This is a genomic window from Streptomyces sp. NPDC006529 (assembly GCF_040611795.1).
GTDB lineage: Bacteria > Actinomycetota > Actinomycetes > Streptomycetales > Streptomycetaceae > Streptomyces.
On sequence record NZ_JBEXPB010000007.1, the window covers coordinates 123,880 to 139,360 of the forward strand.

Below are 15,481 nucleotides of genomic sequence, written 5' to 3' on the forward strand. Positions count from 1 at the left end.
CCTCGTGCGTCCATGCGACGTACGAGGGCCCTGTTTTTGCGTTCCAGAATGCATCCAGCCCGGCTCTGGCTGTCAATCTATTACGAAATCTGCGCGAGATATTGCGTTCATCTGTGGCTGGTGGTTGAGTGTGCCGCGCTCGTCCCCCCGTACTCCTGCTCGATGCTCGAAGGGGTCCACCGATGAGAAGCAGCACCCGCCGCCCCGTCGCGGCCGCCCTCGTCTCCGCGCTCGCCGTCACCGCCCTCGCGGCCTGCGGTACGAGCAGCGTCGGCGACGGCACGGCGGACAAGGCGGCGCCCGGCGCCGCGGCCGACGCCTCCGCACCGCTCGACCCGAAGACCAAGGTCACGCTCACCATCGACTGCATGCCGCCCGCGGCCAAGGCGGCCGAGCTGAAGGAGTGGAAGGAGGACGTCGCGGCGTTCGGGAAGATCTACCCCCACGTCACCATCGACGGCCGTTCCACTCCCGGCCAGTGCCTGGAGCCGCCGCGGTTCACCGCGATGCTCAAGGCCAAGTCGCAACCGGACGTGTTCTACACGTACTTCACGGACCTGGCGCAGGTGCGGGAGAACGACGGGGCCGAGGACATCTCCGCGTACGTCACGCCGAAGTCGGTCCCCGCGCTCGACTCCCTCGACAAGAACGTCATGAACGTCCTGAAGCAGGACGGCAAGCTCTACGGCCTGCCGACCAGCAACTACGCGATGGGCCTGCTCATCAACCGCAAGCTCTTCACCCAGGCCGGGCTGGATCCCGACGCCCCGCCGCGGACCTGGGACGAGGTCCGCGCGGCCGCCAGGAAGATCGCGGCGCTTGGCAACGGCACCGCGGGCTTCGGCGAGTACAGCGTGGAGAACACCGGCGGCTGGCACTACACCGCCACCCTCTACGGCATGGGCGGCGACGTCGTCGGGGCCGACGGCAAGGCCGCCTTCAACAACCCCACGGGCCGGCAGATCGTCGAGAACCTCAAAGCCATGCGCTGGCAGGACGACAGCATGGGCAAGACCCAGCTGCTCAAGTGGGGCGACCTTCAGAAGCAGATGGCCTCCGACAAGCTCGGCATGTTCATCGCCGCCCCCGACGACATCACGTACATGGTCCAGCAGCTCGGAGCGAAGTACGACAATTTCGGCATGGGACCGCTGCCCGGTGGCGCGGCCACGCTCTTCGGCGGCAACGCCTACATGATCAAGAAGGGCAGCTCACCCGACAAGATCAAGGCGGCCGTCGCCTGGCTCAACTTCAAGACCCTCACGGTCGGCAAGGGCCAGTTCGACTTCGCGCGCAGCAAGGCCGACGGCCTCCCGGTTGGCCTGCCGCAGCCCGCCTTCTTCACCGGCGCCGCCAAGGAGCAGAGTGACGCGCTGAAGGCGGCGAGCGCGACGATGCCGGTCGCCAACTTCAAGCCCTTCCTGGACAACCCGGTGCCGCCGAAGGCCGAGCCCGCCAAGGCCCAGGAGGTCTACAAGGTGCTCGACAAGGTGATGTCCGGGGTCCTCACCAACAAGGACGCCGACCCCGCGAAGCTCCTCGGCGACGCCGAGAAGGCGGTCAACCAGGTGCTGGGCAACCAGTAGGCCGCCGGGCGGGACCGGACCCTCCCCGGCCGGGTCCCGCCCCGCCCGCCCCGCCGTGTTCAGCCAGCCCTGCGACCGACCAAGGAGCGGTGATGTCGGCCCCCACCCTGCCCCGATCCCGGGAAGCCTTCGTCCGGGCACTCAAGCGGAACGTCTCCGCCCACGGGTTCCTGATCGGCGCGGTCCTCTGCTTCGCCTTCTTCTCCTGGTACCCGATGGTCCGGGAGTTCCTCCTGGCCTTCCAGAAGACCGAGAACGGCGCCACCACCTGGGCCGGATTCGACAATTTCCGCTACGTCTTCAACGACCCGGGCTTCTGGCAGGCCTGGCGCAACACCCTGCTGTTCACCGGCCTCGCCCTGGTCCTCGGCTTCCTGGTGCCCTTCGTCGTCGCGGTCGTCCTCAACGAATTCCGCCACGCACAGGGCTTTTTGCGGCTGCTCGTCTACCTTCCGGTGATGATGCCGCCGGTCGCCTCGGTGCTGCTGTTCAAATACTTCTACGACCCCGGCTACGGACTCTTCAACCGGATCCTGGTGCTCCTGCACCTGCCGGCCCAGGACTGGCTCCAGTCCCCCGGCACCGCCATGCTCTCCGTGGTCCTCGCCGCCACCTGGATGAACATGGGCGGCGCGACCCTGATCTACCTCGCCGCCCTCCAGGGCATCCCGGGCGAACTCTACGAGGCCGCCGAACTCGACGGCGCGGGCCTGCTCCGCAAGATCTGGCACGTCACCGTCCCGCAGACCAAACTCATCCTCTCCCTGATGCTGCTCATGCAGATCATCGCGACGATGCAGGTGTTCGTGGAGCCGTTCCTGCTCACCGGCGGCGCCGGACCCGAGGGCTCCACGACGACCGTGGTGGTCCTCATCTACCAGTACGCCTTCAACTTCAACCAGTACGGCGGCGCCGCGGCCCTGGGCCTGTGCCTGCTCGTCCTGCTCGCCGGCTTCTCCGCCGCGTACGTCCGGCTGAGCCGCGACAACGAGAACTGACACGAGGCGACACCGGACGAGCCCGGACGAGCCCGGACGAGCCCGGACTAAACGGGACGAGAGAGCAGGACAGGAGCCCCGAACATGGCAGAGCGCACGCTGATCTCCCCGGCCCGACGCGGCCGGACCCGGGGGAAGATCCTCTACTGGACGGTCCTCGCCCTGACCGTCGCCGTCTTCACCCTCGTCTTCCTCGGACCCCTGTACTGGATGGTCGCGAACGGCCTCAAGAGCACCGAGGAGTTCGCCGAGGTGCCGCCCACCCTGGTGCCCGGCTCCCTGCACACCGCCAACTACACCAGCGCCTGGAAGGTCATGGACCTGGCCCGGCTGCTGTTCAACACCGTCTACTACGCCGTCGGCGCCCTGGTCTTCCAGCTCGTCCTCGACGTCGCCGCCGCCTACTCGCTCTCCCGGCTGCGCCCCGTCTTCGGCAAGGCGGTCCTCGGGATGATGCTGGCGACGCTGATGATCCCGGCCACCGTGCTCGTCGTACCCCAGTACCTGACCGTCCTGGACATGCCGCTCATCCGGCGGAACCTGCTCGACACCCCCTGGGTGATCTGGCTGCCGTCCGTGACGAACGCCTTCAACATCTTCCTGCTGAAGCGGTTCTTCGACTCGATCCCCCAGGAGATCCTCGACGCCGCCTCCATCGACGGGGCGAGCGCCCTGCGCACCCTGCGCTCCGTCGTCCTGCCGATGTCCCGCCCCATCCTCGGCGTCGTCTCCATCTTCGCGGTCGTCGGCGTGTGGAAGGACTTCCTCTGGCCGATGCTCACCCTGCCGGACCCGGCCCTGCAGACGCTCAACGTCGGCATCTACTCCCTGTCGACGGGAGTGCCGGAGAACCACCTGATCGCGGCGCTCGCCATGGCCTGCGCACCCACCCTCATCGTGTTCCTGATCTTCCAGCGCAACATCATGAGCGGCCTCACGGCGGGCTCCCTCAAGGGCTGACCACCCTTGCGCCCGCCCCGTGTGAAAGGACCACCCCTCGTGGCCGACTTTCCCCTGCCCGCAGCCGCCGCCGACGCCGACTGGTGGCGCAGCGCGGCGATCTACCAGGTCTATCCGCGCAGCTTCGCCGACGGCGACGGCGACGGCACCGGAGACCTCGCGGGTGTCCGCGCCAAGCTGCCCTACCTCGCCGAACTCGGCGTCGACGCGCTGTGGTTCACGCCCTGGTACTTGTCCCCGCTCGCCGACGGCGGCTACGACGTGGCCGACTACCGCACCATCGACCCCGCCTTCGGCACCCTGGACGAAGCCGAGAAGCTCATCGCCGAGGCCACCGGACTGGGCCTGCGCACCATCGTCGACATCGTCCCGAACCACGTCTCCGACCAGCACGCCTGGTTCCGGGCCGCGCTCGCCGCGGGCCCCGGCAGCCCCGAGCGCGCGCTCTTCCACTTCCGGCCCGGCCGCGGCGAGCACGGCGAACTGCCCCCGGGCGACTGGCCCTCGCAGTTCGCCGGGGCGACCTGGACGCGGGTACCGGACGGGGAGTGGTACCTGCACCTGTTCACCCCCGAGCAGCCCGACCTCAACTGGGCCCACCCCGCCGTGCGCCGCGAGCACGAGGAGGTCCTGCGCTTCTGGTTCGAACGCGGCGTGGCGGGCGTACGGATCGACTCCGCGGCCCTGCTCGCGAAGGACCCGGCCCTGCCCGACCTGGCGGGCCGCCCCGGAGAACCCTGGCCCGGCGAGGTGCACCCCTACATCGACCGGGACGAACTGCACGACATCTACCGCTCCTGGCGGGCCATCGCCGACGAGTTCGGCGCGGTCTTCGTCGGCGAGGTCTGGCTGCCCGACTCCGAGCGCTTCGCCCGCTACCTGCGGCCCGACGAACTGCACACGGCCTTCAACTTCTCCTTCCTGAGCTGTCCCTGGGACGCCCGCCGGCTGCGGACCTCCATAGACGAGACCCTCGCCGAGCACGCCCCGGTCGGAGCCCCCGCCACGTGGGTGCTCTGCAACCACGACGTCACCCGCACCGTGACGCGGTACGGACGCCTGGACACCGGATTCGACTTCGCAGCCAAGGTCTTCGGCACCCCCACCGACCTGGCCCTCGGCACCCGCCGGGCACGTGCCGCGGCCCTGCTGACCCTCGCCCTGCCCGGCTCGGTCTACGTGTACCAGGGCGAGGAACTGGGCCTCCCGGAGGCCGACGTGCCGCTCGACCGGATCAAGGACCCCATGCACTTCCGCTCCGGCGGCCGCGACCCCGGCCGCGACGGCTGCCGGGTGCCGCTGCCCTGGACCGCCGAGCCGTGGCACGACCCGTGGCTGCCCCAGCCGGACGACTGGGCGACGTACGCCGCCGACCGGCAGGCCACCGATCCGGAGTCGATGCTCACCCTCTACCGCCTCGCCCTCGGCCTGCGCCGGGCCGCGCGCGGCTTCGGGGCGGGCTCGATGACGTGGCTGCCCGCCCCGGACGGGGTACTGGCCTTCGCCCGCCCCGACGGCCTGGTCTGCGTGGTCAACCTGTCCGCCGCGCCCGTACCCCTGCCCGCTCCCGCCGAACTCCTGCTGAGCAGCGCCCCCTTGGACGCCGCGGGGCTGCTCCCGCAGGACACGGCGGCCTGGCTGCGGACCTGACGCCGCAGCCAGCCGCCCGTACACCCCAGTCCGCCGTGCACTTCCCCCCACGCATGGAGAGGTCCCGCCCGCATGAGCCGTACACGTCGCACGAGCCCCAGGACACCAACGCGAGGCAGGCCGGCGCGCGCCGCGCTGCTCGCCGCCCTGGCCACGGCCCTTCTCGGTACCGCCGCCCTGCCCGTCCTCACCGCCGCGGCCCCGGCCGCGGCGGCCGCTCCCGCCGCGCTGTCGCCCCTGGACGTCCCCGGGCGCGGGGCCGCCGTCCCCTTCACCGAACAGGAGGCGGAGCGGGCGGCCACCACCGGCTCGGTGATCGGCCCGGACCGCACCTACACGACCCTGCCCGCGGAGGCCTCCGGCCGCAGCGCGGTCCGGCTGGACGCGGCGGGGGAGTACGTCGAGTTCACCCTGACCAAACCCGCCAACGCGATGAACGTCCGCTACTCGGTCCCCGACAACGCGGCCGGTACGGGCATCACGGCCCCCGTGGAACTCGCCCTGGACGGGGCCAGGCTCAAGGACCTGGACTTCACCTCGAAGTACAGCTGGTACTACGGCAGCTACCCCTTCACAAACCAGCCCGGCGAGAAGCCGCACCACTTCTACGAGGAGACCCGCACCCTGTTCGGGAAGACCCTCCCCGCCGGTGCCAAGGTCAGGCTCACGCTGGCCCGGACCGCGGCCACCCCCTGGGCGGTGGTGGACCTCGCCGACTTCGAGCAGGTCGCCGCCCCGGCCGGCCGGCCCGCGGGCTCGCTGTCGGTGACCGACTTCGGAGCCGACCCGAACGGCTCCGCCGACTCCACAGCGGCCTTCCAGAGCGCCGTGGACGCCGGAGCGGCCCAGTCGAAGGAGGTGTGGATACCGCAGGGCACCTTCAAGCTCACCGATCACGTGGTCGTGGACAAGGTGACATTGCGCGGCGCCGGACCCTGGTACTCCGTCCTCACCGGCCGGCACCCCACCGACCGCGCCCGCGCCGCGGGGATCTACGGCAAGTACGTGCGCGGCGGCGGGTACGGCGGCCAGATCCGTCAGTACGAGGACAACGGCCCCAGCCGGGGCGTGACGCTCAAGGGCTTCGCGATCATCGGCGAGATCGGTGACCGGGTGGACGACGACCAGGTCAACGCCATCGGCGGGGCCATGACGGATTCCGTCGTCGACGACGTCTGGATGCAGCGGACCAAGGTCGGCGCCTGGATGGACGGCCCGATGGACAACTTCCACATCAGGAACAGCCGGATCCTCGACCAGAGCGCGGACGGCGTGAACTTCCACTGGGGCGTCACGCACTCCTCGGTCGAGAACACCTTCCTGCGCAACACCGGTGACGACGGCCTGGCCATGTGGGCCGACACCAAGGCGAACGTGGGGAACTCCTTCAGCCGCAACACGGTGGTGGCGCCGATCCTCGCCAACAACATCGCGGTCTACGGCGGCAAGGACATCAGCGTCACCGACAACGTGGCCGCCGAGACCCTGACCAACGGCGGCGGCCTGCACGTCGGCAACCGCTACCCCGGCGTCACCGCGGGCCAGGGCACCGATGTCCAGGGCACCTTCACGCTCGCCCGCAACACCCTGATCAGGACGGGGAACACGGACTACGGGTGGAGCTTCCCGATCGGGGCGGTGTGGTTCGACAGCCGGAACAGCTCCATCGACAAGGCCGCGATCAACGTGACCGACAGCGACATCCTGGACAGCTCCTACGCGGCGGTGCACTTCGTCTCCGGCACCACCAAGGGCGTCCACTTCGACGGCGTGAACATCGACGGGACGGGGACGTTCGCGCTCCAGTTCAACGACCCCGCCGAACTGTCGATGACCAACGTCAGGGCCACCCGGATCGGCTTCGGCGAGCCCGTCTACAGCTGCCTCGGCGCACAGCTCAAGCTGACCCAGGGAAGCGGGAACTCCGGTTGGAACGCGAAGCTCCCGAGCACCTACTGCGGGCCCTTCCCGCCCGCCGCCCAGCCGCCGGGACCGGATCCGACGCCCACGCCGACGGCCCCCACGCCGAGCCCGACCCCGACGGCTCCCACGCCGAGCCCGACCCCGACGCCCACGCCCACCACGCCCGATCCGACGCGCAACCTGCTGCGGGGCCGCCCGGTGACCGAGACCTCCCACACCCAGGTCTACGACGCGGCCAAAGCCGTCGACGGTGACCCGGGCAGCTACTGGGAGAGCGCCAACAACGCCTTCCCGCAATCGCTCACGGCCGACCTGGGCGCCACCGCTCAGGTGCGGCGGATCGTGCTCAAGCTTCCCCCGTCGGCCGCCTGGGGCGCCCGTACCCAGACCCTCGCGGTCCTCGGCAGCGCCGACGGGGCGGCCTTCACCACCCTGCTGGGCGCCCGCGACCACCGCTTCGACCCGGCCACCGGCAACCAGGTGACCCTCACCCTCCCGGCGGGCACCGAAGCACGCCACCTACGGGTGACCGTCACCGGCAACACCGGCTGGCCGGCCGGTCAGATCGGCGAGTTCGAGGCCTACGCGGGCTGATCGGCCCCTCGCGACCCGGCCCTCGCTCCCCGCCGCGCGTTCGGCGGACCCCGCCCGTCACGGCATCGGCCGTGGCGGGCGGGGCCCGTGGTAGAGCCCGCTCGGCCGCATCCGCAGCGGCTGCTCCTGGTACTCCTCCAGCGCGTGCGCGATCCAGCCCGCCGTACGGGCCACCGCGAAGACGCTCTCCCCGGCCTCCGCCGGCATCCCGCAGGACACCGTCAGCACGGCCAGGGCCAGGTCCACGTTCGCGTGCAGACCCGCTCGGCGCGCCGCGGTCGTGGCGACCACGTCCCGGGCGGCCGCGAGCGCGGGCCCGGCCTGGGGCAACGCCTCCAGCCGCGCGAACAGGGCCGTGGCCCGCGGGTCCTCGCCCCGGTAGAGCCGGTGCCCGAGCCCCGGCACCCGCCGGCCGGCCCGCAGGTGGTCGGCGACCACGGGCGCGGCCCCGCCCCGTTCGACCACCTCCACCAGCATCCGGTGCGCGAGCCGCCCGGCCGCTCCGTGCAAGGGCCCTTCCAGCGCGCCGAGTCCGGCCGACACGACCGCGTACGGATGCGCCCGCGCCGAGGCCGCCACCCGGACCGCCAGGGTCGACGCGGCCAGATCGTGGTCGATCAGCAGCGCCAGCGCCAGGTCCAGCACCTCCAGCGCGGCCGGGTCGGCCTCCCGCGCGGTCAGCCTGCTCCACAGCTGCCAGGCGAGCGGCCCGGTCCCGCGGTGCGCCCGCCCCACCACGGGCAGGGCGCCCACCAGGGTGGGGATCAGGCAGCGGGCCGAGCCGAGCACGGCCTCCTCGGACAGGTCGAAGCGCAGCGGATCGGCGACGGCGGCAGCCGCCGTCGCGACCCGCAGCCGGTCCAGCGGGCCGCTGTGCTCCGGCAGGGCCGCCACCGGCCGCCGGGCGGCGGCCAGCATCTGCTCCGGCGCCTCGAAGTGGATCCCGCGGCGCAGGACGCCGGTCCACAGCCAGTCGGCGACCTCCTCGTACGAGTGGCGGGCGGCCAGTTCGGTCGCGTCCACCCCCCGGTACCAGTAGCGGTCGTCCTCGATCAGGGTGATGCCGGTGCGCACGGAGAGTCCGCCGCCCGCGGCGGCGGACTGGGGGAGCGCGGCCTCCCGGCGGGTGCGGCGCGCCAGCTCCTCGACCTCCCGGGCGGCGAAGCTGCTGCCCCGGCCGACGGGATCGCGGCGACTGGTGAGCTGGCCCCGGCTGACGTACGCGTACACCGTCGCGGGTTTCACCCCGAGCAGTTCGGCGGCCTGCCGGGTGGTGAGCCGCCGCTCTTCGCCCGGGTGCTCACCGGAAAGATCGTGATCCATGGATCCAGCCTACATATATTGATTCAATCAATATTGACAGTGATTCGATCCATGATGGATGGTCAATCCATGGACACCGACCTCAGCACCCCGCCCGTACCCCGCGGCCTCGCCGGCGTGGTCGTCACCGACACCGCCCTCGGCGACGTCCGCGGCCGCGAAGGCTTCTACCACTACCGCCAGTACTCGGCCGTCGACCTCGCCACGAGTCGCGGCTTCGAGGACGTCTGGCACCTGATGTTCCGCGGCGCGCTGCCCGGGCCCGCCGAACGCGCCGCCTTCGCCGCCGAAGTGGCCCCGCTGCGCAGGCTCCCCGCCGAGGTCCGCGGCGCGCTCCCCGCCCTCGCCCGGGCCACCGCGCCTGCCGGCCCCCTCGCCGGACTGCGCACGGCGCTCTCCCTGTTCGGCGCCTGCGCCGGGTTCCGTCCCGTGTACGACCTCACCCCCGAGCGCCGCGCCGCCGACGCGCTGGCCGCCTGCGCCGCCGTACCCACCCTGCTCACCGCGCTGCACCGGCTCGGCCGGGGGCTGGAGCCGGTGGAGCCGCGCGACGACCTCCCCTACGCCGCCAACTACCTGTACATGCTGACCGGCGAGGAGCCCGACCCCGTCCGGGCCCGGGCCGTCGAGCGCTACCTCATCTCCACCATCGACCACGGCTTCAACGCCTCGACCTTCACCGCGCGGGTCATCGCCTCCACCGGGGCCGACGTGGCGGCCTGCCTGACCGGCGCGATCGGCGCGCTCTCCGGCCCGCTGCACGGCGGCGCCCCCAGCCGCGCCCTGGACACCCTCGACGCGATCGGCACCGCCGACCGGATCGACCCCTGGATCCGCGCACGCGTCCTCGCGGGAGAGCGGATCATGGGCTTCGGCCACCCCGTGTACCGCACCGAGGACCCGCGTTCGCGCATGCTCCGCGAGATCGCGACGCAGTTCGGCGGGCCGCTCGTCGACTTCGCCGTCGAGGTCGAACGACGCGTCGAGGAGATCCTCGCGGAGCTGAAGCCGGGCCGCGAACTCCACACCAACGTCGAGTTCTACGCGGGGGTGGTGATGGAACTGTGCGGGCTGCCCCGCGAGATGTTCACCCCCACCTTCTGCGCCGCGCGGGTGGTCGGCTGGAGCGCGAACGTCCTGGAGCAGGCGGCCGATTCGAAGATCATCCGGCCCGCCGCCCGGTACGTCGGCCCGACCCCGCCGCAGCCGGTGCCCCCGCTCGGCTGAGCCGTGCCCGGCCGTCGCACACGCTCTACCATCGACCGGATGAGCACCAGCGAGACCCAGCAGAGCCGTCGGCCGCGGACCCGGCGGCCCATCCCCGTCGTCGTCCTCGCCGGATTCCTCGGATCCGGCAAGACCACCCTGCTCAACCACCTCCTCGCGCACCGCGCGGGCACCCGGATCGGGGTGGTCGTCAACGACTTCGGCTCCATCGAGATCGACGCGATGTCGGTCGCCGGGCAGGTCGGTGACTCGATGGTCTCCCTCGGCGGGGGCTGCCTGTGCTGCGCGGTCGACGGCAGCGAGCTGGACGCGTACCTCGCCAAGCTCGCCGATCCCGCCCACCGGATCGACGTGATCGTCATCGAGGCGAGCGGGCTGGCCGAGCCGCAGGAGATGATCCGGATGCTGGTGGCCGGGGAGAACCCGGACGTCCACTACGGCGGCATGGTCGAGGTCGTCGACGCCGCCGAATTCGACGCGACCCGCCGCGAGCACCCCGAGACCGACCGCCACCTCGCCGTCGCCGACCTCGTCGTGCTCAACAAGACCGACCGGGTCGACGCCGCCGAGCGGGCCAGGATCGAGTCCGTCCTCGGCACGCTCTGCCCCGGCATCCCGCTCGTCGCCGCCGACCACGGCCGCATCGATCCCGAACTGCTCTTCGACCGCCGCCCCTGGACCGAGACGCGCGGTCAGCTGTCCTTCGAGGACCTGCTCACCCGGGCCGCGGACGAGGACGGGGACCACGGCGGGCACGCGCACGCGCAGTACGAGACCACCGAGTTCACCGCCGACGGGGCGCTCTCGCCCCGCCGGTTCATCGACTTCCTCGACGCGCGCCCCGCCGGGCTCTACCGGATCAAGGGCTTCGTCCACTTCGGCGTACCGGGCCACGAGGAGAAGTACGAGGTCCACGCCGTCGGCCGGTTCCTGCGCTTCGCCCCGCTGCCCTGGGGCCGCGACGAACCCCGGCGCACCCAGCTCGTCCTGATCGGCCGCGGCACCGACGGCCCCGCCCTGCTGCGCGGACTGGAGGCCTGCCGCGAGAGCGCCCCCGAGGACGCCCCCGCCGACAGCATGTGGGGCGTCCTGCGGTACGTCCGCCAGGACGCACCGGAACCGGCCGACCCGGCGGACCCCCTGGACCCGGCCGACCCGGCCGTCTGAAGGCCGGCCGGGCCGGCCGGCCGCGGACTCCCTACAGCACGGCCCCCGCCAGCGCGGTCACCGTCGCCGGCAGCGGGGTGCCCGAGCCGTCGCGGCGCGGGTCCGGCACCGGCAGTTCGGCCGGGGTGCCGTTCGCCCCCGCCGCCCGGACCGGCGTACCGCCCGCCCAGGCCAGCACCAGTACGTCCTCGCCCTTGAGGAAGCGCTGGCAGCGCACGCCGCCGGTGGCCCGGCCCTTGCGCGGGTATTGGTCGAAGGGGGTCAGCTTGCCCGACTGCACCGAATCGTCCAGGGTGCCGTGCGAACCGGCCACCGTGAACACCACGCCGTCGCGCGCCGGGTCCACCGCCGAGAAATGGATCACCTTGGCGTTCTCGGAGAGCTTGATGCCCGCCATGCCGCCCGCCGGACGGCCCTGCGGACGGACCTGCGCCGCCGGGTAGCGCAGCAGCTGGGCGTCGTCGGTGATGAAGACCAGGTCCTCCTCGCCCGTGCGCAGTTCGACCGCGCCGACGATCCGGTCGCCCTCCTTGAGGGTGATGACCTCCAGCTCGTCCTTGTTCGCCGGGTAGTCCGGCACGACCCGCTTGACCACGCCCTGCTCGGTGCCGAGGGCCAGCCCCTGCGAGGACTCGTCCAGCGAGGTCAGGCAGATCACCGTCTCGTCGGCCTCCAGCCCGGACAGGAACTCCGCGACCGGGGCCCCGCCCGCGAGGTTCGGCGCCACGTGCGTGTCCGGCAGTTGCGGCAGGTCGATCACCGGCAGCCGCAGCAGTCGCCCGGCCGAGGTCACCACGCCCACGTCGGCCCGCGCGGTCGCCGCGACCTGCGAGACGATCAGGTCGTGCTTGGCCCGGGGGGCGCCGTCCACGACGGGCGGCAGCGCGTCGCCGTTGGCCGTACGGGCCAGCAGGCCGGTCGAGGACAGCAGCACCCGGCAGGGGTCGTCCGCGACCTCCAGCGGAACCGCCGCGACCGTCGCGCCCGCCGACTCCAGCAGCACCGTGCGCCGCTCGGTGCCGAACTTCTTCGCGACCGCCGCCAGTTCGCTGGAGACCATCTTGCGCAGCTCGGTGTCCGACTCCAGGATCCCGGTCAGCTCGTCGATCTCGCCGTTGAGGCGGTCCTGCTCGCTCTCCAGCTCCAGCCGGTCGAACTTGGTGAGGCGGCGCAGCGGGGTGTCCAGGATGTACTGGGTCTGGATCTCGCTCAGCGAGAACCGCTCGATCAGCCGGGCCTTGGCCTGCGCGGAGTTCTCGCTGTCCCGGATGAGCCGGATGACCTCGTCGATGTCGACGAGGGCCACCAGCAGGCCCTCCACGAGGTGCAGCCGGTCGCGCCGCTTGGTGCGGCGGAACTCGCTGCGGCGGCGCACGACCTCGAAGCGGTGGTCGAGGTAGACCTCCAGCAGCTCCTTGAGGCCCAGCGTCAGCGGCTGCCCGTCCACCAGCGCGACGTTGTTGATGCCGAAGGTCTCCTCCATCGGCGTCAGCTTGTACAGCTGCTCCAGCACGGCCTCGGGGTGGAAGCCGTTCTTGATCTCGATGACCAGGCGCAGGCCGTGCGAGCGGTCCGTGAGGTCCTTCACATCGGCGATGCCCTGGAGCTTCTTCGAACCGACCAGGTCCTTGATCTTCGCGATGACCTTCTCGGGGCCCACCGCGAAGGGCAGTTCGGTGACGACCAGGCCCTTGCGGCGGGCCGTGACGTTGTCCACGGAGACCGTGGCGCGGATCCGGAAGGTGCCGCGCCCGTTCTCGTAGGCGTCCTTGATGCCGGACAGGCCCACGATCCGGCCGCCGGTCGGCAGGTCCGGACCCGGGACGAAGCGCATCAGCGCCTCCAGGTCGGCCTCCGGGTAGCGGATCAGGTGGCGGGCGGCGGCGATGACCTCGCCCAGGTTGTGCGGGGGCATGTTGGTGGCCATGCCGACCGCGATCCCGGAGGCGCCGTTGACCAGCAGGTTCGGGTACGCCGCCGGCAGCACCGCCGGTTCGAGCTCCTGGCCGTCGTAGTTCGGCGCGAAGTCGACCGTGTGCTCGTCGATGGACTCCGTCATGAGCGAAGCGGCGTCGGCCATCTTCGACTCGGTGTACCGCATCGCGGCGGGCGGGTCGTCGTTGCCGAGCGAACCGAAGTTGCCGTGGCCGTCGACCAGCGGCAGGCGCATCGAGAAGGGCTGGGCCATGCGCACGAGGGCGTCGTAGATCGACGCGTCACCGTGCGGGTGGAGCTTGCCCATGACCTCGCCGACGACGCGGGCGCACTTCACGTAACCCCGGTCGGGGCGCAGCCCCATCTCGTTCATCTGGTAGACGATGCGGCGGTGCACCGGCTTCATGCCGTCGCGGGCGTCGGGCAGGGCGCGGGAGTAGATCACCGAGTACGCGTACTCGAGGAAGGAGCCCTGCATTTCGTCGACGACGTCGATGTCGAGGATCTTCTCCTCGAAATCCTCCGGCGGCGGGGTCTTCGTGCTGCGGCGGGCCATCGCTGCGCGGCTCCTTAACCATGGTGAGGGGGCTGGGTCGGCTGGGTCTGACGCGGACCATTGTGGCCCGAGGCACCGACAACGCCGACTCCGACCCAGGAGTGACCCGGGAACTTCTCCAGGGGCCGACGCGCTTGCATACAGTGACAGGTCTGACGGAATTCTCTACATCGCGATCGAAGGGACCACATGCCCATGGGTCACACGGCCACAGCTCAGGCCGGCTCCGGCGGCCTGACAGCGACCGAGCACCGGCTGGCCAACGGCCTGCGCGTGGTGCTCTCCGAGGACCACCTGACCCCGGTCGCCGCGGTCTGCCTGTGGTACGACGTCGGTTCGCGGCACGAAGTCAAGGGCCGGACCGGTCTGGCTCACCTCTTCGAGCACCTGATGTTCCAGGGCTCGAAGAGCGTCTCCGGGAACGGCCACTTCGAACTGGTGCAGGGCGCGGGCGGTTCGCTCAACGGCACCACCAGCTTCGAGCGCACCAACTACTTCGAGACGATGCCCACGCACCAGCTGGAACTCGCGCTGTGGCTGGAGGCGGACCGGATGGGCTCGCTGCTGGCCGCCCTGGACGACGAGTCCATGGAGAACCAGCGCGACGTCGTCAAGAACGAGCGCCGCCAGCGCTACGACAACGTCCCCTACGGCACGGCGTTCGAGCGGCTGACCGCGCTCGCCTACCCCGAGGGCCACCCGTACCACCACACCCCGATCGGCTCGATGGCCGACCTGGACGCGGCCTCGCTGGAGGACGCGCGGACCTTCTTCCGCACGTACTACGCGCCGAACAACGCCGTCCTGTCGGTCGTCGGCGACATCGACCCCGAGCAGACGCTCGCCTGGATCGAGAAGTACTTCGGCACCATCCCCGCGCACGACGGCAAGCAGCCTCCGCGCGACGGTTCGCTGCCCGACACCATGGGCGGCCAGCTCCGCGAGGAGATCGTCGAGCAGGTCCCGGCCCGCGCCCTGATGGCCGCCTACCGGCTGCCGCACGACGGCACCCGCGACTGCGACGCCGCCGACGTGGCCCTGACCATCCTGGGCGGCGGCGAGTCCTCCCGGCTCCACAACCGCCTGGTCCGCCGCGACCAGAGCGCCGTGGCGGCCGGTTTCGGCATGCTGCGCCTGGCCGGCGCCCCCTCGCTGGGGTGGCTGGACGTCAAGACCTCCGGCGGGGTCGAGGTGCCCGACATCGAGGCCGCCGTCGACGAGGAACTCGCGCGGTTCGCCGCCGAGGGCCCGACCGCGGAGGAGATGGAGCGCGCACAGGCCCAGCTGGAACGCGAATGGCTGGACCGGCTGAGCACGGTGGCCGGCCGCGCCGACGAACTGTGCCGCTTCGCGGTGCTCTTCGGCGACCCGCAGCTGGCGCTCACCGCCGTCGGCCGGGTCCTGGACATCACCGCCGAAGAGGTCCAGGCCGTGGCCGCGTCCCGGCTGCGCCCGGACAACCGCGCCGTGCTCGTCTACGAGCCGCTCGCGGCCGACGACGCCGAGGAAGCCGCCGAGAACGACGAGACCGAAGGGACGGAGCAGTGAGCGACACCGCAGCC

At 71.5% G+C, this 15,481-nt stretch carries 10 protein-coding genes; 8 read left to right on the plus strand and 2 right to left on the minus strand.

Features of this window, described 5'->3' with window-relative positions; translation table 11 throughout:
• The first annotated feature begins 182 nt into the window (after window positions 1–182).
• From ABZY31_RS08445 to ABZY31_RS08465, 5 genes are all read left to right on the plus strand, one after another.
• Complete coding sequence (locus ABZY31_RS08445) at window positions 183–1,586, plus strand: extracellular solute-binding protein (RefSeq protein ID WP_356406165.1); 1,404 nt, start codon at window positions 183–185, stop codon at window positions 1,584–1,586.
• A gap of 92 nt (window positions 1,587–1,678) precedes the next feature.
• Window positions 1,679–2,584, plus strand: a complete 906-nt coding sequence (locus ABZY31_RS08450) for a sugar ABC transporter permease (protein WP_356406167.1) — start codon at window positions 1,679–1,681, stop codon at window positions 2,582–2,584.
• Between the two features lie 84 nt (window positions 2,585–2,668).
• On the plus strand, window positions 2,669–3,544 hold the full coding sequence (locus tag ABZY31_RS08455; RefSeq protein ID WP_356406168.1) for a carbohydrate ABC transporter permease: 876 nt from the start codon (window positions 2,669–2,671) through the stop codon (window positions 3,542–3,544).
• 39 nt (window positions 3,545–3,583) lie between these two features.
• On the plus strand, window positions 3,584–5,194 hold the full coding sequence (locus tag ABZY31_RS08460) for a glycoside hydrolase family 13 protein (protein WP_356406170.1): 1,611 nt from the start codon (window positions 3,584–3,586) through the stop codon (window positions 5,192–5,194).
• A gap of 72 nt (window positions 5,195–5,266) precedes the next feature.
• Window positions 5,267–7,711, plus strand: coding sequence for a discoidin domain-containing protein (locus tag ABZY31_RS08465; protein WP_356406172.1), 2,445 nt, complete (start codon window positions 5,267–5,269; stop codon window positions 7,709–7,711).
• 57 nt (window positions 7,712–7,768) lie between these two features.
• Here ABZY31_RS08465 and ABZY31_RS08470 read toward each other — a convergent pair whose 3' ends face one another.
• Window positions 7,769–9,034: a citrate synthase gene (locus ABZY31_RS08470; RefSeq protein WP_356406174.1), complete on the minus strand. Its 1,266-nt coding sequence runs from the start codon at window positions 9,032–9,034 to the stop codon at window positions 7,769–7,771.
• A gap of 54 nt (window positions 9,035–9,088) precedes the next feature.
• On the opposite strand from ABZY31_RS08470, the gene ABZY31_RS08475 reads away from it, so the two are divergent.
• Both ABZY31_RS08475 and ABZY31_RS08480 read left to right on the plus strand, forming a co-directional pair.
• Window positions 9,089–10,261 carry a citrate synthase/methylcitrate synthase gene (locus ABZY31_RS08475; RefSeq protein WP_356406310.1) on the plus strand — a complete coding sequence of 391 codons (1,173 nt, stop codon included), beginning with the start codon at window positions 9,089–9,091 and terminating at the stop codon, window positions 10,259–10,261.
• 39 nt (window positions 10,262–10,300) lie between these two features.
• Window positions 10,301–11,428: a GTP-binding protein gene (locus ABZY31_RS08480; RefSeq protein ID WP_356406176.1), complete on the plus strand. Its 1,128-nt coding sequence runs from the start codon at window positions 10,301–10,303 to the stop codon at window positions 11,426–11,428.
• Window positions 11,429–11,459: 31 nt separating this feature from the next.
• On the opposite strand, the gene ABZY31_RS08485 is transcribed toward ABZY31_RS08480, so the two are convergent.
• Window positions 11,460–13,919, minus strand: a complete 2,460-nt coding sequence (locus tag ABZY31_RS08485) for a DNA topoisomerase IV subunit A (RefSeq protein WP_356406178.1) — start codon at window positions 13,917–13,919, stop codon at window positions 11,460–11,462.
• Between the two features lie 195 nt (window positions 13,920–14,114).
• On the opposite strand from ABZY31_RS08485, the gene ABZY31_RS08490 reads away from it, so the two are divergent.
• Window positions 14,115–15,467, plus strand: a complete 1,353-nt coding sequence (locus ABZY31_RS08490) for a pitrilysin family protein (RefSeq protein ID WP_356406180.1) — start codon at window positions 14,115–14,117, stop codon at window positions 15,465–15,467.
• The last annotated feature ends 14 nt before the right edge of the window (window positions 15,468–15,481 follow it).